We start from the raw sequence: 23,083 nt of genomic DNA, 5'->3' as shown, positions 1-23,083 counted from the left end.
CGGATCGGGGTGCGGGGGAGTCTGGGTCCTCGTCGGTGCCTGTTCTCGAGGGCCTCTCGCCTTTGGCGTCGGCCTTTGTGGCGAGGCGGTGGGCAGTCGTTCAGGCGGCGGTCGGCATGAACGAGTCGTTCACCTCACCGGATGCGATGAACGAGTCGTTGATGACCATCGAAGCTCGGCATCCTGCCGAAGCGCCTCTTCGGCCCGGCGTTCCGCGTGCGGTGGTGCCGGGCGGAGCATCGCCCCGGCCGACTTTGCCGGAGCCCTGGCGTCAGGCGACATGAATGAGTCATTCACGTCGTTCGGGCGGGGCTGGAGAGCGCGGGGACTCAGCTGCTGAGCGTGAACGCCCGGTCCGTCGCCGACCAAGCAGCCCCGATGACCCCCGCCGTCTCGCCCAGCTCCGACAGCACGATCGGCAGGTTCCCCGTCGCCAGCGGCAGCGACCGCCGGTACACCGCGCTCCGGACCTCGGCCAGCAACTGGTGTCCCAGCTGGGCCACCCCGCCGCCGATCACCACCATTCCCGGGTTGATGAAGCACACCAGCGAGGCGATCACCTGGCCGAGCCGGCGGCCGCCGTCGCGGATGAGGTTCACCGCGCCGAAGTCGCCCGCTGCCGCCGCGAGGCCCACGTCGCGGGCGGTGATCGCGCCGCCCTCCGCCGCCGCTTCCGCCAGGTACGCCGAGCGGCCGCTTCGGGCCAGCGCCAGCCCGTCGCGGGCCAGCGCCGCGCCGCCGAAGTACGCCTCCAGGCAGCCGACCTCGCCGCACGCGCACGTCGGGCCGTAGTCGTCCAAGCGGATGTGCCCGATGTCGCCCGCCGTGCCCGCCACCCCGCGGTACACCTTGCCGCCCAGCACGATCCCGCAGCCGATCCCCGTGCCGATCTTCACGAACATCAAGTCGTCGGTCGAGCGCGCGACCCCCGCGTGCCGCTCGCCGAGCGCCATCGCGTTGACGTCGTTGTCCACCGCCACCGGGCAGCCCCACAGGCCGCCGAGGTGGTCGCGCACGTTGAACCGGTCCCAGCCGGGCATGATCGGCGGCGCCACCGCCATCCCCTCGGCGAAGCTGACCGGCCCCGGCAGGCCGATCCCCGCCGCGACCAGCCGGCCGGGCGCCTGGTCGCGGACCTTCGCCGCGAGCTCGGCGACCCGCCGCAGCACCGGGTGCGGCCCCTGCCGGACGTCGCAGTCCTCGATCGTGTGAGCGAGCACCTCACACGACGCGTCGGTGACGGCCAGGCCGACCGACGTCGCCCCGACGTCCACCGCCAGCACCCGCAGGTCGCCGGCGAGCCGCACCAGCGTGGACCGCCGTCCGCCGCGGCTGGCCGACGGCCCGGCCGTCTCGATGAGCCCGACCTCCCCCAGCCGGGTCACCTCCGCGCCGACCCGGGCGCGCGGCAGCTCCAGCCGCTCGCCCAGCTCGACCCGCGACATCGGGCCCTCGTCCCGCAGCAGGGTGAGCAGCCGGGTCTGGTGCCGGGTCTCGACCATCGACTGCTCCGGGCTGGAAACCGCGCTCATTCGGCCCAGCGTAGTGCGTCGGCGCCCGCGACCGGCTCACTTCGGCCAGTGCACCACGTCCGGGTACTCGTGGAACTGCCGCAGGTGCCGCTCCTCGGTGCGGCCCTGCAGCGGGAACTTGAAGCGGGAACCGTCCGGCCAGGTCAGCGTGCGCTTGCGGAAGCTGACCTCCGGGGCCGCGCTCCCCCGCGCCTCCCAGACGATCCGCGGCTCGGGCGCGTCGGCCGGGTCCAGGTACGTCGATCCGGTGTCCACGAACGCGACCGACGTCGGCGAGCACACCAGCCACGGGCCCTTCGCCCGCCGCAGCCCGTCGAGCGGTTCGAGGACTTCGGCGTCCGCCGGCCCGGTCACGTGGACCTCCGGCTCGCCCTTGCCGCCGCCGCTGCCCGCCGCGCTCGCCAGGTACGCGACGAACCCCACCGCCGCACCGATGCCGCGAGCGACGTTCCCGAACGCCCGCAGCACCGGCCGCGAGCCCTCGACCGTGCCGTCCGGGCGGCGGCCGGGGACGGCGAACCGCAGGTCCGTGTCACCCAGGCGCAGCACGATCACCGGCTCCCCCCAGTGGTCGCGCAGCAGCGCTTCGACGCGTTCCCGGAATCCCGGACGGACCAAGGCGGCGTCCTTCGCGGACTCCATGCGGTCGCCGAACTCGACGGCCTTCCGCGCTAGATGTCCAAGTTCCGCCGGGTCTCGTCCGGCGTCCGGTCGCCACCGATCCGGCTCTTGTCGAACCACGGCTCGTCCTCCTCGGGAGTAACGGCTTCCTTGCCTTCGGTGAACGCCGTCTTGCCCGCGGCGATCCCGGCCTTGACGCTCGCGCCGGCGACCAGCGGGCTCGCGCCGACCGACGTGCCGAACATCGTGGACAGCATCCGGTTCCCGGGCGTGAACGCCACGCCGGCGGTGTTCTCCAGCGTGTCGAGGCCGAACCGCGACTCCCCGGCGTACCGGCCGAGCCGGAACTTCCGGGTCATCTCCACGACCTTCGTCGAGTACTTCGCGAGGAACTCGATGAACGTGTCGAGCAGCTTGCCGAACTTGCCGAGGTAGCGGGTGACCTTCTGCAGCACGCTCGCGGCCTTCGCGATGGACGCCGTCATCGCCGCGGCGACCGAGCTGCCGAAGCTGATCACCGACGCGGCCAGCGCGGGCAGCCAGATGGTGATCAGCCAGGACACCAGCTCGGTGATGATCGCCTTGATCACCTCTTCGATGACCTGCATGACCATCGACCACATCTGCAGCACCTCGGCGACCGACCCGGCCGCCGAGCCGACGCCGCGGATGCCCGAGGAGAAGTCGCCGAGCGCTTCCTTGGCCGCCTTGCCCGCTTCGTCGACCCACTCGGCGAGCGCCGTGTCGCCGGTCTTCTCGAAGTCCTCGGCCAGCGCGACGAAGCCGTGCGCGATCGAGGCGAAGTTCTCCGACGCGTGCCCGATGGCCGGCCCGTCGCCGGTGACGGCGTGCAGCGCGTCCTGCAGCGGCTGGACCAGCTCGAGCAGCATGTTCAGCCCGTGGCTGACGAGCCAGCCGATCGGGTCCATCGCGAAAGTGACCATGTCGGTCGCGGCGCCGGCGACGAACCCCGCGCCGTCGGCGACCAGTGCCTTGCCCGCCGAGGCCAGCTCGCCCGCGCCGTCCGCTTCGGCCGCCTGCTGGGCGTGCTCCGAGATCGACTTGCCGGACTTGTAGAGGGTGCCGACGATCGGCGTGGCTTCCGCGGCGCGGTCGAGGTTCGCGCTCATGCTCTCGTCGTACGGCTGGACGTCGAGGGCGTCGGCGATGCTCTTCTTGGGCTCGGTCACTTGCCCTGCCCCCCGATCGCGTCGATCTCCGCTTCGTACCGGCCGAAGGCGATCACGCCGGCCTCCTCGGTGCCGCGGTACATCTCGGCGGCCTTGGTCATCTTCGTGGTGAGCCCGTCGACACCCTCCTTCAGCTCGCCCAGCAGCGACCGCAGCTCGCCGAGGCGCTCGGTGTAGCCCTGCTTCGCCCAGATCCCGACGACGCCCCAGGCGGTGTCGGTCACGTCGGCGGCGTCGATCTTGGCGCCGAACTTGTCCGCTTCCTGCTCGTAGAAGGGCAGCTGGCGCGCGTATCCGGAGATCGCGTCGATGTTCGTCTGGATTCCGTCTGGCATCGCGGAGAGTTCCCTCGGTCGGATCAGGAGCGGCGGAGGATCGGGCCTTGGTCGAAGTCGTCGTCGTCCCCGGGATCGGGACGGCGCCGCGGCCGCGGCGCCTGCGGCTCCGACGCGGGCTCGGGCGCCACGGTTCCGAACGCTTCGGCCTGTGCTTGCCGGACCTGCCCGCTGACGTCGGAGCCGAAGGCGTCGTCGACGATCCCGGCCTGCTGCTGGGCGGCGCCCGCCACGGCCTGGCGCAGGGTGGCCATGATCCGCTGGGCGAGCTGGCCCGCTTCCAGGTGCATCGCCCCGGCGGTGAGCCGCAGGTCGGTGACGGTGCCGCCGGCCCCGGCGACGACGGTCACGGTGCCGTCCGGCGAAGTCACCGACGTCGAGACCTGCGCGACGCGTTCCTGCAGGTCGCCGACCTCGGCGAACCGGGCCTCGGCCTGGCGCACCTTGGCCTGGAAGGTCTCGAACTGGGCGATCAGCTGGTCCATCTCGGCCGACATCGTCACTTCCTTCGCGGTACGGGGGCGTGGCCGGAGCATGACAGATCCGGCGCGTCCCCGCGGCGTTTCGCCGGAATGCGAAGATCAGCCGAGGAAGGTGCGCAGCGGGGGCCGCGCCGCCGAGCCCGACCCGACCTCACGGCAGGGCGGTGCGCTGGTTCGGCCACCGGCTCAGCGCGGCGAGCGGCCGGAAGCCGCACTCGCTCAGCCGATGAAGCCCGCCGCCTTGAGCCGGGCCGCGGACCGAGGTCGCCGCTCTCGGAGGTGCAGGCGGTGGCCACGCCGCCGATGCAGCCAAGACGGCCCGTCGGATGCCTCGCGCGGGGGCCCGGCCGTGGCGGGCCGGCTCGGCGCCGCCGAGCCGGCCGGAATACGAAGATCAGCCGAGGAAGGTGCGCGACTAGGGCCGCGCCGCCGAGCTGGGCCGACCGTACGCCCGGCGGCGGCCGGAAGCCCCACCCGCTCAGCCGATGAAGCCCGCCGCCTTGAGCCAGTCGTGGGCCACCGTCGCCGGCTTCTGGCCGTCCACGCTCACCTTCTTGTTGAGATCCGTGAGCGTCGCGGTGTCGAGCTTCTCGGCGATCGGCGTGAAGACCTGCTCCAGCTGCGGGTACTTCTGCGCGACCCCGGCCGCGATCGAAATCGCCGGGTTGTACGTCGGGAAGAAGTGCTTGTCGTCCTCCAGCACCGTCAGCTTCTGGCCGGCCACCCGCCCGTCGGTGGACGCGACCGAGCCGAAGCCGCACGTGTCGCCCTTGCCGACGCTCGGGTAGACGACGGCGTCGTTGAGCAGGTGGACCTGCGGCTCGGGCAGCGCGAACCCGTACGCCTTCGCCAGCCCGGGGAACCCGTCGTCGCGGCTCTTGAACTCGGAGCCCATGCAGGTCGACGCCGCCGCCGGATCGCGCTTCACCAGCGCCGCGTAGTCCGAGATCGTCTTCACGCCGGTCTTGGCCACCACGTCCGGGTTGCCGGCGATCGCGTAGGTGTCGTTGGCCGGCGACCGGGCCCACCACGTGACGCCGTTGGCCGCGTCGGCCTTCTTGACCGCGTCGTACTGCGCCTGCGCGTCCGCGATCGGCTCGGTCTCGTGGAGGTAGCTGACCCACGCGGTGCCGGTGTACTCCCAGTAGAGGTCGACCGCGCCGCTGGTGAGGGCCTGCCGCACGTTGCTCGACCCGGTGATGTTGGTCTTGTCCTGCGGGCTCGCCCCGGCCGCCTGCAACGCGACGAGCGCGATCTGGCCGAGCAGCAGCTGCTCGTCGAACTCCTTGGAGCTGACGCGGATCTGCGCGCCGCTCAGCGCGTCGATCTTCTTGATGGACCCTTCGCCCACTCCGGTGCCGGGCTGGTCCTTGCCGATCGTGCACCCGGCGGCGAGCGCCGTGACGAAGGCGAGAACGACGGCTGTCGTGCGTCGCATGGCTTGTCCTCCTTGGGTTTCACATTCCGCGCGGGTGCAGGACCTCCTCGGCCACCAGGCCCAGCCAGTCGGCGAAGAGCGCCAGCGCGGCGACGACGATGCCGAACGTCAGGCTCAGGATCGGGCGGTACAGCCCGATCCCGGCGACGAGCCCGCCGCCGAGACCGCCACCGTCGATGAACGTCGCCAGCGTCGCGCTCGCGACGGTGAGCACCAGCGCCGTCCGGATGCCGGCGAGGATCACCGGGACCGCGAGGGGCAGCTCGATCCGCCACAGGATCGCCGTCTTCGTCATGCCCATGCCGCGCGCGGCGTCGACGAGGGTCGGGTCGACGCCGTCGAGCCCGACGATCGTGTTGCGCAGCACCGGCAACGTCGCGTAGACGACCAGCGCCGCGACCGCCGTCGCGGTGCCCGTGCCGACCCAGAGCGCGAGCAGCACGACGAGGCCGATCGACGGGATCGCCTGGCCGAGGTTGCCCAGCCCGAGGCCGATCGGGCGGGCCCACCGGGCGCCCGCGCGGGTGAGCAGGACGCCGAGGGGCAGGGCGATGGCGATGGTGCAGGCCGTCGAGATCAGCGTCAGCCGCAGGTGCGCGCCCAGTTCGGCGAAGATCTCGTCGGCATTGAGGTAGCGCTGTTCGATCGAGTCGAGCGGGTACGAGCGCACGACGAGGAACAGCGTCAGCAGGGCGAGGGTGAGCAGGACCGGGCGGATCAGCAGGCCGAGCCGGCGGCGGCGCGGCCGTTGCGGGATCGTCTTCCGCGGCGTTTCCGCGACGGCCGCCGGCGGGGTTTCGACGGCGGGCTGGAGGGCCGCGAGCAGCCGCGGGAGGTCGAGCGTCCGCCCGTCCACCGCGACCGCGGTGCTTCCGGTGCGCACCATGGTGTCCAGCGCGTCCCGCAGGGTGGCCCCGCGCGGGATCGGCGGCAGCCCGTCCGCCGCCGGCCCGAGGTCGAGGTCCGCCACCGGGATCAGCGCCAGCCGCTTCAGGTTCCGCTTCGAACCGGCGAAGGAGGCGACGTAGTCGTCGGCCGGCGCGGCGAGGATCGCCTGGGGCGTGTCGTACTGCGCGAGGACCGAACGCGGGCGCAGCACGGCGATCCGGTCGCCGAGCTTGAGCGCCTCGTCGAAGTCGTGCGTGACGAACACGATCGTCTTGCGCACTTCCCGTTGCAGGCGCAGGAACTCGTCCTGCAGCCGGGCGCGCGTGATCGGGTCGGTGGAGCCGAACGGTTCGTCCATCAGCATGACCGGCGGGTCCGCGGCCATCGCCCGCGCGACGCCGACGCGCTGCTGCTGCCCGCCGGAAAGCTCGCGCGGGTAGCGGTCGCCGTGGTCGCGGGTCAGGCCGACGACGTCGAGCAGCTCGCGCACGCGCCCGGCGATCCGCCGCCGCGTCCAGCCGAGCACCCGCGGGACCACGCCGATGTTGGCGGCCACCCGCAGGTGCGGGAAGAGCCCGACCTGCTGGATGACGTACCCGGTGTGCCGCCGGTGCTCGTCGAGGTCGAGGGCCGAGACGTCGGTGCCGCCGACCGTGACGACCCCGGACGTGGGCTCGACGAGCCGGTTGATCATCCGCATGGTCGTCGTCTTGCCACAGCCCGACGGACCGGTCAGCACGACGATCTCGCCGGCGGGGATCCGCATGGTGAGGTCTTCGACGGCGGGCGCCGCCTGTCCCGGGTAGTGCTTGCGCAGGTTCCGCAGTTCGATCGTCTCGCCGGCGGTGCCGGTGCTCCGCTCCGGCTCGACCTCGCCGAGAGGCCGCGGCCGCCGCCAGGTCGTGAGCTTGCCGACCACGACGAAGGCGAGGTCGAACAGCAGGGCCAGCAGCATGATCCCGAGCGTGCCGGTCAGCACCTGGTTCAGGGAGTTGACCGAGCCGAACCGGCCGAGGCCGTCGAAGATCTCGTTGCCGAGCCCGGGCCCCTTGACGTAGGCGCCGATCGCCGCGATCCCGATGGTGATCTGCGTCGAGACGCGGATGCCGGAGAGGACGACCGGCCAGGCGAGCGGCAGCCGCACCCGCCACAGCACCCGCGCGCGGCCGAGACCCATGCCGCGCGCGGCGTCCACGACGGCCGGGTCGACGCCCCGCAGCCCGACGATCGTGTTGCGCGTGATCGGCAGGAGCGCGTAGAGCACGAGCGCGACCAGGACGTTGGTGAGGCCGAGCCCGAACGGGCCGATCAGGATGCCGAGCAGCGCGATGGAGGGGATGGTCAGGAAGGCGGCGGTGGTCGTGGTCGCGACCTCGCCGAGCCACCGCCGCCGGTAGGTGAGCAGCCCGAGCGCCATGCCGACGAGCACGGCCAGCGCGACGGCGGCGAGGGTGAGGTCCACGTGGAGGATCGCGTCGTTGACGACGTCGATCCAGTTTTCGCGGAGGTACTCCCAGAGGCTCAGTGCCGCGCTCCTCGCCGTCGGTGAATAACCGCCCGGCTGTCAGCCCAACACGACCACCGGCCTCTTGTCCACCGCCGGGTGCTCAGCCGGCGGGCAGGACGCGGCCGCGGACCTCGCCGAACGCGATGCGCTCGCCGTTCGCGCCCGGGGCCGTCGCGGTGATCACCACCTCGTCGCCGTCCTCCAGGAAGCTGCGCTGCTCGCCCTTGACCGTGAGCGGTTCCTTGCCGCCCCAGCTCAGCTCCAGGAACGCGCCGCGCTGGTGCTTCTCCGGGCCCGAGATCGTGCCCGACCCGTAGAGGTCGCCGGTGCGCGACGACGCGCCGTTGACCGTCAGGTGGGCCAGCATCTGCGCCGGCGACCAGTACATCTCGCGGTACGGCGGGCGGCTGACCTCCTGGCCGTTCCACTCCACGACCAGCTCGACGTCCAGCCCCCACGACCGGCTTTCCCGCAGGTACGGCAGCGGCTCCGGGTCCTGGCCGGGCAACGGGGTCCGCGCGGCCTCCAGCGCCAGGATCGGCACGACCCACGCCGAGATCGACGTCGCGAAGCTCTTGCCGAGGTTCGGGCCCAGCGGCACGTACTCCCACGCCTGGATGTCGCGCGCGGACCAGTCGTTGAGCAGCACCGCGCCGAACACGTGCCGCGCGAAGTCGTCCGGGGCGATCGGGGTGTTCAACGGCGTGCCCGTGCCGACGACGAAGCCCAGCTCCGCCTCGATGTCCAGGCGGGTGCTCGGGCCGAACACCGGCGCCGGGTCGCCCTTGCGCTGGCCGCTCGGGCGGACGATGTCCGTGCCCGAGACCAGCACCGTCCCGGCCCGCCCGTGGTAGCCGACCGGGAGGTGCTTCCAGTTGGGCAGCAACGGTTCCGCGTCCGGCCGGAACAGCCGCCCGACGTTGGACGCGTGGTGCTCGGACGCGTAGAAGTCGACGTAGTCCGCGACCTCGATCGGCAGGTGCAGGGTGACGTCGGCGACCGCGTGCACGGCGCCGGCCGGGACCTCCCCCGCGACGAGCTCGGTCACCCGCGACCGGACGGCCACCCAGCGGTCGTACCCCTGCGCCATGAACGGGTTCAGCGTCGGCGCGGCGAAGACGTCGTCGCCGAGCGCGCGGGCCAGGTCGAGCACCGAGTCCCCGACGCGGACGCCGACGCGCGGGGCGTCGCCGCCCACCGAGAACACGCCGTAGGGCAGGTTCGCGGTGCCGAACGGGGAACCGGCGGGGATGTCGATCGTGGTCATGCGTCTCCTCGGGGCAGCAGGCCGAGCCCGGCCAGCTCGGTCAGGGGGTCGCTGATGCTGCAGGTGCCGAACGACGTGAACCGGGTGCGGGCGCCGTCGGCCAGGTCCCGGACCAGTCCCGCGACGACCGCGCCGTCCCGCTCGGCCAGGTGCGCTTCGGCGTGGTCGGGGTCGCCGGCCGCGAGCAGCAGGTTGAGGAACCCGTGCTGCTCGAACCCGGTTTCCGGGTCGGTGTTGCGCAGCGCGTGGTGCAGCCCCGCGGTCGCCTTGAACGGGACGTCGGCGTCGACGGCGGCGCAGATCGCGGCGGCCAGTTCGGCCTCGGACGGGTACAGGTCGGCGCGCACGCCCCCGGTCCGGAACTTCGCCCGGTGACCCGTCCCGGCGAGCGCCCGCAGCAGCGGGTCGCGCCGGTCGTCGCGCGGGATCTCGACGTACACGGGGGCGGTCGCGGCCGCGACGGCGTCGAGGACCTCGTCCGGTCCCATGCCGTCCGGCACGGCGATCTCCAGGGCCCGCAGGTCCACCGGCAGGGCCGGCACGGCGGCGAGCACGGCGGGCAGCTGCGCGGGACCGCCGGGCAGCGTCACCGAGATCGGCAACGGCGTCTCGCGCGGCCGGAGCAGGTCGCCGAGCGCGTCGAGCGCCGGGGCGGCGAGCACCAGCGGGCCGACGAGGTCGGCGTACCAGGCTTTCGCGTACGAGTCGTGCGCGGCGACGGCGGCCGGCAGCGGCGCCAGGCCGGGCGGGAACACCGCGGCGTCGTCGCACAGCCCGGCGAAGAGCGGAGGGATCACGCCACCGGCCCCCGTCCGGACCAGGTCCACGCGTAGCCGGGGTCTTCGCTCGCCAGACCGCCTTCGCCGAGTTCGAGCGGGCGGAACGTGTCGACCATGACGGCCAGCTCGTCGAAGAACTCCGCGCCGAGCGAGCGTTCGACCGCGCCGGGCTGCGGGCCGTGGCTGTGGCCGCCCGGGTGCAGGCTGATCGAGCCCTGGCCGATCCCGGATCCCTTGCGCGCCTCGTAGTTCCCGCCGCAGTAGAACATCACCTCGTCGGAGTCCACATTGGAGTGGTAGTACGGCACCGGCACGGCGAGGGGGTGGTAGTCGACCTTGCGCGGCACGAAGTTGCAGATGACGAAGTTGTGGCCCTCGAACACCTGGTGCACGGGCGGCGGCTGGTGCACGCGGCCGGTGATCGGCTCGAAGTCGGCGATGTTGAAGGTGTAGGGGTAGAGGAACCCGTCCCAGCCGACGACGTCGAACGGGTGGGTCGGGTAGACGTACCGGGTGCCGGTGATGCCGCGCGAGCCGCGGTGCTTGACCAGCACCTCGACGTCCTCGCCCTCGGCGAGCAGCGGCTCGTCGGGGCCGTGCAGGTCGCGCTCGCAGTAGGGCGCGTGCTCCAGCAGCTGCCCGAACTTGGACAGGTACCGCTTCGGCGGCGTGATGTGCGAGTTCGCCTCGACGACGTAGGCGCGCAGCGGCTCGTCGCCGGTCGGCACCCACCGGTGCGTCGTCGCGCGCGGCAGGATCACGTAGTCGCCCTGCCGGGCTTCGAGCAGGCCGAATACGGTCTCGACGCGGGCCTCGCCGGACTCGACGTACACGCACTCGTCGCCGACGGCGTTGCGGTAGAGCGGCGACGCCTCCCCGGCCGCGACGTAGGAGATCCGGACGTCACCGTTGCCGAGGACGAGCCGCCGTCCGGTGACGACGTCGGCGCTCTTGTGGTCGTGGCCCGGGAACAGTTCGTGCAGCTTCAGGTGGCGCGGCACGAGCGGGCGGTTCTCGGTGAGCGTCTGGTCCGGCAGGTCCCACGGCGTCGCGCCGACGATCGCCGACGGCACGCCGCGGTGGTAGAGCAGTGAGGAGTCCGAGGAGAAGCCCTCCTCGCCCATCAGCTCTTCGTAGTACAGCCCGCCCTCGGGCGTGCGGTGCTGGGTGTGCCGCTTCGGCGGGATGGTTCCCGCTCGGCGGTAGTACGCCATGGTCGCCTCCTGACCGATCGGCCGATTTAGTTCACGGTTTTACTATCTTCGTGGCAGCCTAACGCGCGACCCAGCCCTCGGGAAGAGGCCCGCCGCCGCATTCGCCGCAGCTGCCGCCCGGTCTTGAATGACTCATTCAGGTCTTCGGAGGTCCTGAATGAGTCATTCAAGACACCGCAGGCCCGCCCGATTCCGTCGCCGGCCCTCCCCGGGGCCGGGCCGGTCGTGAGTGGGAAACCGGGTTCCAACCCTGTTTCCCACTCACGACCTCGGCTTCAGCGGCGGCGGCGGGTGTCGGCGCTCGCCCGGCTGGTGATCAGCTTGCCCAGCAGCAGCACCAGGATCCGCTGCTCCTCCTCGGTCAACGCGTCCGTCCAGCCGAACTCGCGCTCGTTGTGCTCGCGGAACACCGACACCATCTCGTCGTGGCCCGCGTCCGTCAGCGACAGCCGGACCGACCGGCCGTCGCGCGCGTCCGGGGCACGGTCGAGCAGGCCGTCCGCGACCAGCGTCTTGACCAGGTTCGACACCGCCGCCCGGCTCATCCCGGTGAGCCGGGCGGCGGCCGAGGGGTCCATCGGCCCGGCCAGCCAGACCACGAACAGCAGCCGGAAGCCCGACCACGACCGGCCGCGCGGCCGGTGCACCGCGGCCTCCAGGTCGTAGGTGACCAGGTCGGAAGCCCGGTTCAGGGTCAGCAGCACCTCGGTGGCCAGCTGGTGGCGGAAGCCGTACTCCGTTGCGAGCCGGCGGTTGGCCAGCTCGACGAACGACCAGAAGTCCAGCTCCGCCTCCATGTCGGCAGCCTAGCAACTGGTCAAACTCGAAACTAGTTGCGCTCGCGCGGGACCTTGAGGAACGCGAGCATGATCGCCGAGAGCACCAGGCAGCCGATCGGGAAGTACAGCCCGACCGTGACGTCGGTGTCGGTCGCCGCGAGCCCGATCGCGTACGGGCCGAAGAATCCGCCCAGCGCCGCGATCGAGTTGATCGCCGCCAGCCCGACCGCAGTGTGCTCCTTCGAGAGCACCTTCGACGCCATCGCCCAGTACGGCGCCAGGTAGCCGAGCACGCCGATCGCGGCCAGCGACAAGCTGATCAGCGACAACGCCGGCACCGACTTGAACTGGATGGCGCCGAAGAAGCCCAGCGCCGCGACGAGCACCAGCGCGACCACGTGTCCCTTGCGCTCGCCGGTCCGATCGGAGTTGCGGGCCAGCAGCAGCATGCCGACCGCGCCCACGACGTACGGGATCGCGCCGAGCAGGCCGATGTTCGTCGAGGAGTACTTCGGGTCGAGCTGCTTGACGATCAGCGGCAGGAAGAACGTCAGCCCGTACAGCCCGCAGGCGATGAACAGGTTCGAGAACGCCAGGTGCAGCACCTTGCCGTTGCGGACCGCCTTCAGCTGGCCGAGGAACGTCTCCTTCTCCTCCGGCACGTACTCCTTGTCGATCTCGGCCTGCAGCCAGCCACTCTCCTCCTTCGTGAGGAACTTCGCGTCGGCCGGCTTGTCCGGCAGCCACAGGAACGTGACGACGCCGATCAGCACGGCCGGCGCGCCTTGCAGCACGAAGACCCACTGCCAGCTGCTCATCCCGAGCCAGTGCGCGTGGTCGAGGATCCAGCCGCCGGTGAGGCTGCCGAGGATCAGCGCGATCGGCTGGGCCAGCGCGAGCGTGGCGATGGCGCGGCCGCGTTCCTTCCCGCGGAACCACAGCGTCAGGTACAGCAGCAGGCCCGGGAACAGCCCCGCTTCGGCGATGCCGAGCACGATCCGCGCGATGAACAGGTGCGTCGTGCTCGCGACGAACCCGGTCACCACCGTGACGATGCCCCAGCTGACCGCGATCCGGCTCAGCCACAGCCGCGCGCCGACCCGCTTCATGATCATGTTGCTCGGGACCTCGAACACGACGTAGGCGAGGAAGAAGATCGCCGACGCGGCCCCGAAGGTCGCCGCGTTGATCGCGAGTTCCTTGCCCATGCCCAACTGGGCGTAGCCGATGTTGGCCCGGTCCATGTAGTTGAAGATGTAGAGCAGGCCGACGATCGGCATGATCCGCACGGCGACCTTGCGGACGGTGCGTCTCCCGACCGCGACGCTCGCGGGTCCGGTGTGGACGGTCATGGGGTGCTCCTCGGCGTTGAGTGAGTGGCGGTGCGGCCGGCGACCCGGCCCATGGTGATGGCGTTGGCGACGGCGTTCCCGCCGCCGACGTACCGCGGCCCGAGCACACCGGCTCCGGCCTCCCCCGCGGCGAACAGGCCGGGCACGCGCTCCCCGCGCGCGTCGAGGACGGCTGCGGTGCCGTCGATCTCGAGTCCGGCGTGGGTGCAGACGAGCTCGGCGGGCAACGTGCGCGCCGCGTAGAACGGCGGCTTCCCGAGCGGGTCCGGTGGTTCGGTTCGCCCCTTGGCTTTCAGCGTTTCGTGGCGCAGGAAGTCCGGGTCTTCGCCGGTCGGCAGGTGCGCGTTCCAGCGGTCGACGGTCGCCCGCAGCGCGTCGGCGGGCACGCCCAGCTTCCCGGCCAGTTCCTCGACGCTGTCGGCGCGCACGGTCCGGCCGGCCTCGGCTTCGGCGAGGACGTGGCCGGCGTCCCAGTGCGCGTACCCGGCAGGCAGGCCGAGCCGGGCCCGCTCGTCGAAGACCGTCCACACGGGACCGTCCTGGGCGTCGATGATCCCACCGGACACGGCGTAGGAGGCGTCTTCGTCCATGAACCGGCGGCCGTGGGCGTTGACCATGATCCGCGACACCGGCGGGAAGCCGGACTGCCAGTGGTGCAGCCGCTGGAAGTAGGCGGTGGGCAGCAGCAGGCCCCAGCCGTCGCCGGCGACGGCGGCGCCGACCTGCTCGCCGAACACCAGGTGGTCACCCCGCGAACCTGGCGCCGCGACGACGAACAGGTCGGCACCCGCCGCGTCCGCCGCCGGGTAGTACCGCGTCACCAGCGCCGGGTCCTGGGCGAACCCGCCGGTCGTGACGATCACGGCCTTCGCGGGCACCTCGATCCCGTCGGCGACGACGCCGGTGACGCGCCCGCCGTCGACGAGCAGCCGCTCGACCCGCGTGTTCAGCACGGCTTCGACGCCGGCCTGGCGTCTCGCCCGGTCGAGGACCTGGACCAGGCCGTAGCCCTGGTCCTTCGGGACGTGCGCGCGCCAGACGTCCTCGACACCGGCCCGGGTCAGGCCCGGCGAATGCGCGTTGTGCGACACCTTCGCCGGGATCTCGGCACCCAGCCCGATCAGCCACTCCAGCGCCGGGCCGGCTTCCTCGCAGAACGCGCGGACCAGGCCGGGCTTGAGCTGCCACTGGTTGAGGTCCATGTAGTGCTGGAAGAACTTCTCCGGCGTGTCCTCGATGCCCAGTCCCTTTTGGACACTGGTGCCGGCGGCGGTGAACATCCCCGCCGACAGCTGCGTCGACCCGCCGAGTTCCTTCTCGGCCTCGAACAGCAGGACCGACGCGCCGCGCTCGGCGGCGGACACGGCGGCCGCGAGGCCCGCTCCCCCGCCGCCCACGACCACGACGTCGTACTCTTCCGCGCTCATCCGAGGTCACCTCCCGACTCCGCGACGATGCGGTGGTAGAGCCCGTTGGAGACGAGGCCGCCGTCGACGGTGACCTCGCTGCCGGTCATGTAGGTGGACCGGCCGGACAGCAGGAAGAGCACGGCGTCCGTGATCTCCTCGGGACGCCCCACGCGTCCGGCCGGGACACTGTCCACAGCGGACCGGACGAAGCTGTCGGCACCGGCCAGCAACGCCGTGCCGACGAGTCCCGGGTGGACGGAGTTGACCCGGATGCCCCACTTCGCGAAGTTCCCGGCGGCTGATTTGGACAGTCCGGTGAGTCCCCACTTGCCGGCCGAGTAGGCGGGCGAGAAGTACCCGATCTGCCCGGAGATCGACGAGATGTTGACGATCGACCCGCCCCCGGAGTCGCGCATCAGCGGGGCGGCGGCGCGCATGCCGTGGAACGGCCCGGTCAGGTTGACGGCGAGCACCTGGTCCCACACCTCGGCGGTGGTGTCCATGAACTCCAGCCGCCGCGAGATCCCGGCGTTGTTGACGAGTCCGCCGAGTTTCCCTTGCCGCGTCTTGATTTCCCCGATCACGGCGTCCCACTGCGCGGCGTCGGTGACGTCGAGGTGGTGGGCCGAGGCCGAACCACCGCCGGCGACGATCTTGCCGACCACCTCGGACGGATCGGCGATATCGGCGACGCAGACGTGGACACCCAGGGCACCGAGCGCGCGGGCGTGGGAAGCGCCCATGCCACCGGCGGCGCCGGTGACCAGGACGACGTCCGGGTACTCAGACATGGCGCGACCCGCCGTCGACGGCGATGCTGTGCCCGGTCACGTACCGGGCGCTGTCCGAGAGCAGGAACAGCAGCACGCCGGCGACCTCCTCGGGCGAGCCGATCCGGTGCAGCGGGACGGCGTCGAGGGCCTTGGCCAGGGCGGGGGCGTCGTCCTGGATCCACCGGGTCATCTCGGTGTCGATGTAGCCGGGCGCGATCGAGTTGACGCGAATGCCCTGGTCCCCGAGCTCGACGGCGAGCGACTCGGTGAGGTGCGCGACGGCGGCCTTGGAGCTGCAGTAGGCGCCGCGGCCCTTGCGCACGCGCACGGCCGACACCGAGGACATGTTGACGATGGCGCCACCCGGACGCATGTGCTTCGCGGCGGCCTGAGCCCCGAAGAGGACGCCCTCGACGTTGACCGACAGCGTCGCGCGGATCTGCTCCGGCGTGATCTCGGGAACCTCGGCGAAGGGGAAGATGCCGGCGTTGTTGACCCAGAAGTCGATCCGCCCGAACTCGTCGATCGCGCGCCGGGCGAGAGCGAGGTGGTCGCCGGCCTTGGTGACGTCGAGGGTCGCGGGCACGATCCGGCCGGGCTTGGCTTCCAGGGACTTCTCGCCGCTCAGTTCGGCGGCGGTGGCGGCCATGGCAGCACCGTCGATGTCACCCCCGACGACGTCGACGCCGCGAGTGGCGAGCGCGGCGGTGAATCGGGCACCCATCCCCCGGGCGGCGCCGGTGACCACGGCGACCTTGCCGGGGAACTCGGGGTAGAGCGTGGTGACCGGCTGGTGCAGGACCCGCCCGGGACCGGTGGGCTCGTGGGTCGTCATCAGTGTTCTTCTCTCTTTCGTGCTGGGTCAGGAATCGCGGCGAACGGTGCGCCGCCGGACGCGCCACCCATCACCGGCGCGGACGAGCTCGTCCTCGAGGACGGTCAGCCGCACGAGGTGCGTGGACGCGACGATCTGCAGGTAGGCGTCGGCGCGCAGGGTGTCCGGGGTGTCGCCGGGGCGGACGTGAACGGTGCTGATCACATGCCTGAGCGTCTCCCCGGAAGCGTGGAAGCGCTCGGCGAACGCGGTCAGCTCACCGGCGCCGACGGCGGGCTCGGGGTAGGTCGGCGAGTGGAATTCGCCGTCGGCGGTGAAGGTGGCGGCCCAGTCGGCGGCGCGGCCGGAGTCGATGGCGTGGCTCTGGCGGCCGTAGAGCTGGTGCACGGCCACGACGTCCTCGGTCGCCACCATTCGGAACCTCCGTTGTCCCTGCTGTCTGAACGTGCTATATTCGCACGCAGTGTGCGAATATGTGTAGGACAGTAGGTCGCCACTTTCGCGTCGTCAAGGGAGCTGCGCTGTGGAATCGACGCTGCCCGCGTCCGGGACATCGAAGACGCTGCACCACGGGCTGCAGGTGCTGGAGCTGCTGGTCCAGCACCCGGGGGGCCTGACGTTGACCGAGATCGCGGAGGGGATCGGCGTCCACCGCACGGTCGCGCACCGCCTGGTGAAGACGCTGGAGGCGCACTACCTGTGCCGCCGCGACCGGTTCAAGCGCATCTCGCTGGGAACGGGCTTGGTCCGCCTGGCCGAGCCGGTGGAGCAGGACTTGCGAACACTGGCCCGCCCGGTGCTGGAGGAGCTGACGGACTCGGCCCAGGCATCGGCGCACCTGGTGGTACGCGAGAACGCGGACCAGGTCCGCATGTTGATGATCGTGGAGCCGAGAAGGGCGGCGATGCACGTGGCATTCCGCTCAGGCCAGCTGGACCCGATAGGCCGAGGCTCGGCAGGCCTGGCCCTGCTGGCAGCGGGACCACCGGTGGAGGGCGAGCGCGAAGAGGTGACGTTGGCGCGGCAGCGGGGGTACGCGGTGTCGAAGGGCGAGATAGCACCGGGCATCACGGGCATTTCGGCGGTGGTCCGAACAGGACGAGACCAGCCGGAGACAAGCATCGGCCTATCGCTGTTCGAGGCACCAGACCCAGAGGAGCTGGGAAGACTGGTAGTGGCGGCCGCACAGAGGCTAAGCGCCCAGCTCGGCTGAGAAACGAAACCGCCGACCGCCCCGGAAAACCGAGCCCCACAAGAAGAGCAAGACCCTGCCAGAGGACGACGGCCTCGAAACCCCACCGGCCGGAGCCCAGACCCCCCGCAACCCCGATCCGAAGCCAGAACACGGCCGGCGGTGCCGGGTCAAGGCATCTTTCCCGCCTTGACGCGGTGCCGCCGGCCGTAGTCACAATCGGGCGTCGGGGTTGCGAAGAACAAAACCGGCAAGTGCTCGGCGAACCGCACAAGACCGCCGCTCGACCCGGTCGTGAGTGAGAAACAGTGTTCTAACCCTGTTTCTCACTCACGACCGGGCGCGGGCCAACGTTTCCGACAGCGCATGAGCCTCCCGCAACAACAACGCCCCCAGCTGCGGAATCCGATCAGGCCCGAACCGATGCTCAACCCCGGTCAGTGTCAACGCCCACCGAGGCGACCCGGCCTGGTCAAAGACCGCGGCAGCCATCCCCCAGCTCCCCTCGACCACGAGCCCCGGGTTCACCGAATACCCCTGCCGACGCGTCAAACCGATGTGCCGGCGAATCTCACCCACCTCGTGCTGCGGCCCATGACTGACAGCAAGATCCACCCGGCCCAAGTACTCGTCGATCTCCCGATCCGGCAGATGAGCCAGCACGACCATCCCCGCCGACACGACCCCCAGCGGGAACCGAGCCCCCTCGAAGAGAACGTGGCTCCGAATCGGAAACGCGCCGTCCTCCCGGATCAAGCAGATCGTCTCTTCCCCACGCCGAGCCGAAAAGAACGCACTCTCCCCCGTGGCCAACGCCAACCGCCGCACGACCGGCAACGCGGCCTCCGTGACGTCGTACCGCCGAGCCGCAGCCACCCCGAGGAAGTACAGCTCCGGCCCCAAAACCCACCGTTCGGCGTCGCGCTCCACCAGCCCCACGCCCTGCAGCGACATCAGCAACCGGTGCACGGTCGGGCGCGGCAGCCCGGCGTCCCGGGCGACGGCGGTCGTCGTCGCCCCACCGGGCTCGTGCGCCGCGACCGCGCGCAGCGCCAGATGAGCCCGCCCGACGAGGTCAGCAGGAGCGTCCACTCACCGGACACTACCCCACCGAAACCGACCACGAGACGAACAATCCCCTGGTACATCGCGTTCACTGGTTGACCACGAACAACCCAGCGTCGTCTGATGACGGCCATGGACAAAGTGTTCGCTACCGCCGGGGAAGCCATCGCCGACATCCCCGACGGCGCCACGCTCGCCGTCGGCGGGTTCGGGATGTGCGGCGTCCCCGCCGTCCTCGTCGGCGCCCTCTTCGAGGCCGGGACCACCGACCTCGAAGTCGTGTCGAACAACGCCGGCGTCGACGGCTGGGGCCTCGGCATCCTGCTGGGCGCGGGCCGCCTCCGCCGCGTGGTCGCCTCCTACGTCGGGGAAAACAAGGAGTTCGCGCGCCAGTACCTCGCCGGCGAGCTCGAGGTCGAGCTGACGCCGCAGGGCACGCTCGCCGAACGGCTGCGCGCCGGCGGCTCCGGCATCCCCGCCTTCTTCACCGCCACCGGCGTCGGCACCCAGGTCGCCGACGGCGGCCTGCCGTGGCGCTATGCCGCCGACGGCACCGTCGCCAAGTCCAGCCCGGCGAAGCAGAAGCAGACCTTCGACGACCACGAGTACGTCCTCGAACGCGCGATCGTCGCCGACTTCGGGCTGGTCCGCGCCTGGCGCGGCGACCGGCACGGCAACCTCGTCTTCAAGGACGCGGCCCGCAACTTCAACCCCCTGGCCGCGATGGCCGGGCGGGTCACCGTCGCCGAGGTCGAGGAGCTGGTCGAGCCCGGCGAGCTGAACCCGAACGACGTCCACCTGCCCGGCGCGTTCGTCCACCGCGTCGTCGCGCTGACCCCCGAGCAGGCCGCGGACAAGCCGATCGAAAAGCGCACCGTGCGCATCGCCGAGGAGGGCGCCTGAGATGGCCTGGACCCGCAACCGGATGGCCGCCCGCGCCGCCGCGGAACTGCGCGACGGCGACTACGTCAACCTCGGGATCGGCCTGCCGACCCTGGTGCCCAACTACGTCCCCGACGACGTCGAGCTCGTCCTGCAGTCGGAGAACGGCATCCTCGGCGTCGGCCCCTACCCGGCCGAGGACGAGGTCGACGCCGACCTGATCAACGCGGGCAAGGAGACGGTCACCGTCCGGAAGGGCGCGTCGTTCTTCGACTCGGCGACGTCGTTCGGGATGATCCGCGGCGGCAAGATCGACGCCGCCGTCCTCGGCGCCATGCAGGTCTCCGCCGCGGGCGACCTCGCGAACTGGATGATCCCCGGCAAGATGGTCAAGGGCATGGGCGGCGCGATGGACCTGGTCCACGGCGCGAAGAAGGTCATCGTCCTGATGGAGCACGTCGCCCGCGACGGCTCGCCCAAGATCCTCGACGAGTGCACGCTGCCCTACACCGGCCGCCGCGTCGTCCAGCGGATCATCACCGATCTGTGCGTCCTCGACGTCACCCCGGCCGGGCTCGAGCTGGTCGAACTCGCTCCCGACGTCGAATTCGACGAGGTCCGGGCGAAGACCGGGGCCGGCATCAATCACTGATTGAATCATTGCTTGAACGCCGGCCCGCGCAGTGGTGTACTCGGCGGATGGCGGAAACGATCGACTCGACGCGGGACCGGCTGCTGGCCACCGCGGAACGGCTGCTGCTGGACTCCGGCTACGAACGCGTGTCCGTCCGGGCGATCTGCACGGCGGCCGGGCTCAACCCGGCGGCCGTCCACTACCACTTCGGTTCGAAGGACGCGCTGGTCGCGGCGATGCTGGAGGACCGGCTCGCGCCCGTCTGGCGGGACGTGCTCGACGACGTCGAGCGCCGCCGGCAGGAGGGCTGGGTGCCCGCGGCGGCGGACCTGGCCGACGCCGTCCTCGCGCCGCTGGCCGGGCTGGCCGCCGACCCGGTCGGCCACCTCCGGCTGCACCTGCTCGCCCGGGTCCTTCTGTCCGGGCAGCGGATGCACTGGCAGTCGCCCTGGTTCAGCCTGGACCCGTGGATCGATCTGCTGCGCGCGGCCCGGCCGGACCTGACCGCGGAGCAGGCGGCCGGCCGGTGGACCCTCGCGTTCCAGTTGCTGCTGCAGGTGTTCGGCACGCCGGCCGCGCCGGCCCCCCGCCCGCCGGGGCTCCCGCTCGCCGCGGTGCGGTCGTTCGTCGTCGCCGGGCTGGACGCGCCGTGAGCGCGCCGGACGTCTTCGCGCCGGCCCGCCTCGGCCCGGTCGAGCTGCGCAACCGCGTGATCAAGGCGGCCACCTTCGAAGGCCGGACGCCGGACGCGCTCATCACCGACGAGCTGATCGAGTACCACCTCCGGCCGGCCCGTGGTGGCGTCGGGATGACCACGCTGGCCTACTGCGCGGTGTCGCCGGAAGGCCGCACGGACCGCCACCAGATCTGGATGCGGCCCGAGGCGGTCCCGGGACTGCGCCGCTTCACCGATGCGATCCACGCCGAAGGGGCGGCGGCCTGCGCGCAGATCGGGCACGCCGGACCGGTGGCGAACGCGGCGTCGAACCGGTTGCCCGCGCTGTCGCCGACCCGCCGGTTCAGCCCGCTCGGCCTGCGCCCGACGCGCGCGCCCACCCCCGCGGACCTCGACCGCATCGTCGAAGCGCACGCGGAGGCGGCCCGCACCGCGCTGGCGTCCGGGTTCGACGCCGTGGAAATCCACTTCGGACACAACTACCTCGTGAGCGCGTTCCTCAGCCCGCGGCTCAACCACCGCACCGACGCCTACGGCGGCAGTCTCGCCAACCGCGCGCGCCTCGCCCTGGCGATCGCCCGGGCGGTGCGCGACGCCGTCGGCGACCGCCTCGCGATCACCGCCAAGCTGAACATGGACGACGGTGTCCCCGGCGGGTTCCAGCCGGCCGAAAGCATCGAGTTGGCTCGCTGGCTGGAGGCGGACGGCACGGTCGACGCCCTGGAACTGACCGCCGGGAGTTCGCTGCTCAACCCGATGTACCTGTTCACGGGCGACGCCCCGGTCCGCGACTTCGCGGCGGCGTTCCCCCAGCCGGTCCGCCTGGGCCTGCGTCTCGGCGGCCGGTTCTTCCTGCGCGAATACCCGTACCGCGAGGCGTACCTGCTCGACCGGGCCCGCCGGTTCCGCGCCGCGCTGGACCTGCCGCTGATCCTGCTCGGCGGGATCACCACGGTGGAGACGATGAACCTGGCGATGGCGGAGGGGTTCGCGTTCGTCGCGCTGGCCCGGGCGTTGCTGCGCGAGCCCGACCTGGTCGATCGCATGCGGGCGGACGCGGGGGTCCGCGGCCGGTGCGTCCACTGCAACCGGTGCATGCCGACGATCTACCGCGGGACGCGGTGCGTGCTCACCGAACGCGGGCCGCGGTGACCGAGATCCAGAGCATGGCGGTGATCGCGCCGACGGCGAGCGTCAGGGAACCGGCTCGGCCGCCCGACATGGCCCAGCCGTCGCCGAGCAGGAGCGCCGTTCCGGCGATGACCGACAGCGTCGCGTCGCCGCGGCGGCCGGCGCGGGCGAAGTGGCGGGCGAGCACGTAGCACGCGGCGATCAGGGCGAAGAACGAGACGCTGCCCGCCGCCATGTGGCCGATCGCGTGCCAGGACACCGTCGTCGGTGGCCCCGCGGGGGTGCCGGCGGGGAAGCCGTTGCCCGCGTCCGGTGGGAAGAGGCCCGCGGCGATCATGCCCACGCCGTAGCCGCCGAGCAGGCGCGGTACCGCCTTGCCGAACCCGAAGCGGCCGGCGCCGGTCAGGATGAGCACGCCGGCGAGCACGAAGTTCGCGATCTGCAGCCAGCCGAGCGAGCCGGTGCTGAGCGAGCTCAGCGGGTGGCGGGTCAGGTCGAAGCCGTCGCGCGTGGCGGCCTGGACCAGCGAGACGGTGGCCCACAGCGGAGCCGCGACGGCCAGGCAGGTCAGGCGCGTGGACGTCGTGGCGGCGGGGCGGGTGAGGGTGGCAGTCATGACTTGCGGGTCCTTTCAGAAGGTGACGCCGGCTTCGGCGGCCGCGGCGTCGTCGAGGAAGTCCTGCTCGATGCGGGGCGAAGCGTGGATGCACATCATCCGCAGCGGCTCGGGGCCGACCGCGCGGAACGCGTGCGCGGTGCCCGCGCCGACGACCACGACGTCGCCCTGGTGGGCCGCCGCCTCGCCGTCGGCGGTGCGGATCAGCGCCTCGCCCGCCAGCACCACCCAGGTCTCGGAGTACGGGTGGACGTGGGCGGTCGGGCCCTGTCCTTCGGTGTTGTGGACGTGGAAGAACGAGATGCCCGAGCCGTAGGGCTCGCCTTCGAACCGGGCGGTGCGGCCGCTGCCGATGCGCAGGTCGTCTTCCTTCGCGATGACCACCATGGGAAAGCTCCTTTCGGGGTGTGGAGGCCATCCTCGGGCCGGGGGCGGTACGGGGGCATCCGTGGTGACCACGGATTCCGCCACGGAGAAGGCGGTGCG

General features: G+C 71.7%; 24 protein-coding genes. 5 read left to right on the top strand and 19 right to left on the bottom strand.

Features of this window, described 5'->3' with window-relative positions; translation table 11 throughout:
• Positions 1-329: 329 nt before the first annotated feature.
• The 16 genes from ACERZO_RS19645 to ACERZO_RS19570 form a co-directional block, all read right to left on the bottom strand.
• A complete protein-coding gene (locus ACERZO_RS19645; protein WP_372666425.1) occupies positions 330-1,502 on the bottom strand; it encodes an ROK family transcriptional regulator in 1,173 nt (390 codons plus the stop codon).
• Positions 1,503-1,568: 66 nt separating this feature from the next.
• A complete protein-coding gene (locus ACERZO_RS19640) occupies positions 1,569-2,150 on the bottom strand; it encodes a hypothetical protein (RefSeq protein ID WP_372666140.1) in 582 nt (193 codons plus the stop codon).
• Positions 2,151-2,203: 53 nt separating this feature from the next.
• On the bottom strand, positions 2,204-3,343 hold the full coding sequence (locus ACERZO_RS19635; RefSeq protein WP_372666139.1) for a hypothetical protein: 1,140 nt from the start codon (positions 3,341-3,343) through the stop codon (positions 2,204-2,206).
• Positions 3,340-3,678, bottom strand: coding sequence for a hypothetical protein (locus tag ACERZO_RS19630; protein ID WP_372666138.1), 339 nt, complete (start codon positions 3,676-3,678; stop codon positions 3,340-3,342). Before ACERZO_RS19630 ends, ACERZO_RS19635 begins: the two co-directional genes overlap by 4 nt.
• 23 nt (positions 3,679-3,701) lie before the next feature.
• Positions 3,702-4,175: a YbaB/EbfC family nucleoid-associated protein gene (locus tag ACERZO_RS19625; protein WP_372666137.1), complete on the bottom strand. Its 474-nt coding sequence runs from the start codon at positions 4,173-4,175 to the stop codon at positions 3,702-3,704.
• Between the two features lie 463 nt (positions 4,176-4,638).
• On the bottom strand, positions 4,639-5,598 hold the full coding sequence (locus ACERZO_RS19620) for a glycine betaine ABC transporter substrate-binding protein (protein WP_372666136.1): 960 nt from the start codon (positions 5,596-5,598) through the stop codon (positions 4,639-4,641).
• 19 nt (positions 5,599-5,617) lie between these two features.
• Positions 5,618-7,948, bottom strand: a complete 2,331-nt coding sequence (locus ACERZO_RS19615) for an ABC transporter permease subunit (protein WP_372666135.1) — start codon at positions 7,946-7,948, stop codon at positions 5,618-5,620.
• Between the two features lie 145 nt (positions 7,949-8,093).
• Positions 8,094-9,260 carry a fumarylacetoacetase gene (gene fahA, locus ACERZO_RS19610; RefSeq protein WP_372666134.1) on the bottom strand — a complete coding sequence of 389 codons (1,167 nt, stop codon included), beginning with the start codon at positions 9,258-9,260 and terminating at the stop codon, positions 8,094-8,096.
• Positions 9,257-10,057, bottom strand: coding sequence for a hypothetical protein (locus ACERZO_RS19605; protein WP_372666133.1), 801 nt, complete (start codon positions 10,055-10,057; stop codon positions 9,257-9,259). The genes fahA and ACERZO_RS19605 overlap by 4 nt, the downstream gene beginning before the upstream one ends.
• Positions 10,054-11,253 carry a homogentisate 1,2-dioxygenase gene (locus ACERZO_RS19600; protein WP_372666132.1) on the bottom strand — a complete coding sequence of 400 codons (1,200 nt, stop codon included), beginning with the start codon at positions 11,251-11,253 and terminating at the stop codon, positions 10,054-10,056. Before ACERZO_RS19600 ends, ACERZO_RS19605 begins: the two co-directional genes overlap by 4 nt.
• 275 nt (positions 11,254-11,528) lie before the next feature.
• Entirely contained in the window at positions 11,529-12,050 is a 522-nt protein-coding gene (locus tag ACERZO_RS19595; RefSeq protein WP_372666131.1) for a MarR family winged helix-turn-helix transcriptional regulator, read from the bottom strand.
• Between the two features lie 32 nt (positions 12,051-12,082).
• A complete protein-coding gene (locus ACERZO_RS19590; protein ID WP_372666130.1) occupies positions 12,083-13,384 on the bottom strand; it encodes an MFS transporter in 1,302 nt (433 codons plus the stop codon).
• A complete protein-coding gene (locus ACERZO_RS19585; RefSeq protein WP_372666129.1) occupies positions 13,381-14,811 on the bottom strand; it encodes an FAD-dependent oxidoreductase in 1,431 nt (476 codons plus the stop codon). The genes ACERZO_RS19590 and ACERZO_RS19585 overlap by 4 nt, the downstream gene beginning before the upstream one ends.
• Positions 14,808-15,584, bottom strand: coding sequence for an SDR family NAD(P)-dependent oxidoreductase (locus ACERZO_RS19580; protein ID WP_372666128.1), 777 nt, complete (start codon positions 15,582-15,584; stop codon positions 14,808-14,810). Before ACERZO_RS19580 ends, ACERZO_RS19585 begins: the two co-directional genes overlap by 4 nt.
• Positions 15,577-16,401 (bottom strand): SDR family NAD(P)-dependent oxidoreductase, encoded by an 825-nt coding sequence (locus ACERZO_RS19575; RefSeq protein WP_372666127.1) that lies wholly within the window; start codon positions 16,399-16,401, stop codon positions 15,577-15,579. Before ACERZO_RS19575 ends, ACERZO_RS19580 begins: the two co-directional genes overlap by 8 nt.
• 27 nt (positions 16,402-16,428) lie before the next feature.
• Positions 16,429-16,815 carry a nuclear transport factor 2 family protein gene (locus tag ACERZO_RS19570; RefSeq protein WP_372666126.1) on the bottom strand — a complete coding sequence of 129 codons (387 nt, stop codon included), beginning with the start codon at positions 16,813-16,815 and terminating at the stop codon, positions 16,429-16,431.
• 109 nt (positions 16,816-16,924) lie between these two features.
• Here ACERZO_RS19570 and ACERZO_RS19565 point away from each other — a divergent pair, with 109 nt between their 5' ends.
• The gene (locus ACERZO_RS19565; protein ID WP_372666125.1) at positions 16,925-17,614 is read left to right on the top strand and encodes an IclR family transcriptional regulator; all 690 of its coding nucleotides are present in this window, start codon (positions 16,925-16,927) and stop codon (positions 17,612-17,614) included.
• A 309-nt stretch (positions 17,615-17,923) separates the two neighbouring features.
• Here the strand turns inward: ACERZO_RS19565 and ACERZO_RS19560 are convergent, their stop codons facing one another.
• Entirely contained in the window at positions 17,924-18,685 is a 762-nt protein-coding gene (locus ACERZO_RS19560; RefSeq protein ID WP_372666124.1) for an IclR family transcriptional regulator, read from the bottom strand.
• A 105-nt stretch (positions 18,686-18,790) separates the two neighbouring features.
• Between ACERZO_RS19560 and ACERZO_RS19555 the strand changes: the two genes are divergently transcribed.
• From ACERZO_RS19555 to ACERZO_RS19540, 4 genes are read left to right on the top strand one after another with little or no spacing between them, the layout of a single operon-like run.
• Complete coding sequence (locus ACERZO_RS19555; RefSeq protein WP_372666123.1) at positions 18,791-19,561, top strand: CoA transferase subunit A; 771 nt, start codon at positions 18,791-18,793, stop codon at positions 19,559-19,561.
• Position 19,562: 1 nt separating this feature from the next.
• Positions 19,563-20,192 carry a 3-oxoacid CoA-transferase subunit B gene (locus ACERZO_RS19550; RefSeq protein ID WP_372666122.1) on the top strand — a complete coding sequence of 210 codons (630 nt, stop codon included), beginning with the start codon at positions 19,563-19,565 and terminating at the stop codon, positions 20,190-20,192.
• A gap of 47 nt (positions 20,193-20,239) precedes the next feature.
• On the top strand, positions 20,240-20,827 hold the full coding sequence (locus tag ACERZO_RS19545; protein WP_372666121.1) for a TetR/AcrR family transcriptional regulator: 588 nt from the start codon (positions 20,240-20,242) through the stop codon (positions 20,825-20,827).
• On the top strand, positions 20,824-22,002 hold the full coding sequence (locus ACERZO_RS19540) for an NADH:flavin oxidoreductase (RefSeq protein WP_372666120.1): 1,179 nt from the start codon (positions 20,824-20,826) through the stop codon (positions 22,000-22,002). Before ACERZO_RS19545 ends, ACERZO_RS19540 begins: the two co-directional genes overlap by 4 nt.
• Here the strand turns inward: ACERZO_RS19540 and ACERZO_RS19535 are convergent.
• Both ACERZO_RS19535 and ACERZO_RS19530 read right to left on the bottom strand, forming a co-directional pair.
• The gene (locus tag ACERZO_RS19535) at positions 21,980-22,597 is read right to left on the bottom strand and encodes a DUF998 domain-containing protein (RefSeq protein WP_372666119.1); all 618 of its coding nucleotides are present in this window, start codon (positions 22,595-22,597) and stop codon (positions 21,980-21,982) included. The genes ACERZO_RS19540 and ACERZO_RS19535 overlap by 23 nt on opposite strands.
• Before the next feature lie 15 nt (positions 22,598-22,612).
• On the bottom strand, positions 22,613-22,984 hold the full coding sequence (locus tag ACERZO_RS19530) for a cupin domain-containing protein (protein ID WP_372666118.1): 372 nt from the start codon (positions 22,982-22,984) through the stop codon (positions 22,613-22,615).
• Positions 22,985-23,083: the final 99 nt, after the last annotated feature.

Source organism: Amycolatopsis kentuckyensis (assembly GCF_041679295.1).
GTDB classification, from domain to species: domain Bacteria; phylum Actinomycetota; class Actinomycetes; order Mycobacteriales; family Pseudonocardiaceae; genus Amycolatopsis; species Amycolatopsis kentuckyensis_A.
This window is presented reverse-complemented; position numbering and strand designations above follow the sequence as displayed.

Bases quoted from the DNA above. Each gene is read 5' to 3' on its own strand.
- ACERZO_RS19645 (WP_372666425.1), bottom strand. From the start codon at position 1,502: ATGGTCGAGACCCGGCACCAGACCCGGCTGCTCACCCTGCTGCGGGAC.
- ACERZO_RS19630 (WP_372666138.1), bottom strand. From the start codon at position 3,678: ATGCCAGACGGAATCCAGACGAACATCGACGCGATCTCCGGATACGCG.
- ACERZO_RS19625 (WP_372666137.1), bottom strand. From the start codon at position 4,175: ATGTCGGCCGAGATGGACCAGCTGATCGCCCAGTTCGAGACCTTCCAG.
- ACERZO_RS19620 (WP_372666136.1), bottom strand. From the start codon at position 5,598: ATGCGACGCACGACAGCCGTCGTTCTCGCCTTCGTCACGGCGCTCGCC.
- fahA (WP_372666134.1), bottom strand. From the start codon at position 9,260: ATGACCACGATCGACATCCCCGCCGGTTCCCCGTTCGGCACCGCGAAC.
- ACERZO_RS19600 (WP_372666132.1), bottom strand. From the start codon at position 11,253: ATGGCGTACTACCGCCGAGCGGGAACCATCCCGCCGAAGCGGCACACC.
- ACERZO_RS19595 (WP_372666131.1), bottom strand. From the start codon at position 12,050: ATGGAGGCGGAGCTGGACTTCTGGTCGTTCGTCGAGCTGGCCAACCGC.
- ACERZO_RS19590 (WP_372666130.1), bottom strand. From the start codon at position 13,384: ATGACCGTCCACACCGGACCCGCGAGCGTCGCGGTCGGGAGACGCACC.
- ACERZO_RS19585 (WP_372666129.1), bottom strand. From the start codon at position 14,811: ATGAGCGCGGAAGAGTACGACGTCGTGGTCGTGGGCGGCGGGGGAGCG.
- ACERZO_RS19580 (WP_372666128.1), bottom strand. From the start codon at position 15,584: ATGTCTGAGTACCCGGACGTCGTCCTGGTCACCGGCGCCGCCGGTGGC.
- ACERZO_RS19575 (WP_372666127.1), bottom strand. From the start codon at position 16,401: ATGACGACCCACGAGCCCACCGGTCCCGGGCGGGTCCTGCACCAGCCG.
- ACERZO_RS19570 (WP_372666126.1), bottom strand. From the start codon at position 16,815: ATGGTGGCGACCGAGGACGTCGTGGCCGTGCACCAGCTCTACGGCCGC.
- ACERZO_RS19555 (WP_372666123.1), top strand. From the start codon at position 18,791: ATGGACAAAGTGTTCGCTACCGCCGGGGAAGCCATCGCCGACATCCCC.
- ACERZO_RS19550 (WP_372666122.1), top strand. From the start codon at position 19,563: ATGGCCTGGACCCGCAACCGGATGGCCGCCCGCGCCGCCGCGGAACTG.
- ACERZO_RS19545 (WP_372666121.1), top strand. From the start codon at position 20,240: ATGGCGGAAACGATCGACTCGACGCGGGACCGGCTGCTGGCCACCGCG.
- ACERZO_RS19535 (WP_372666119.1), bottom strand. From the start codon at position 22,597: ATGACTGCCACCCTCACCCGCCCCGCCGCCACGACGTCCACGCGCCTG.
- ACERZO_RS19530 (WP_372666118.1), bottom strand. From the start codon at position 22,984: ATGGTGGTCATCGCGAAGGAAGACGACCTGCGCATCGGCAGCGGCCGC.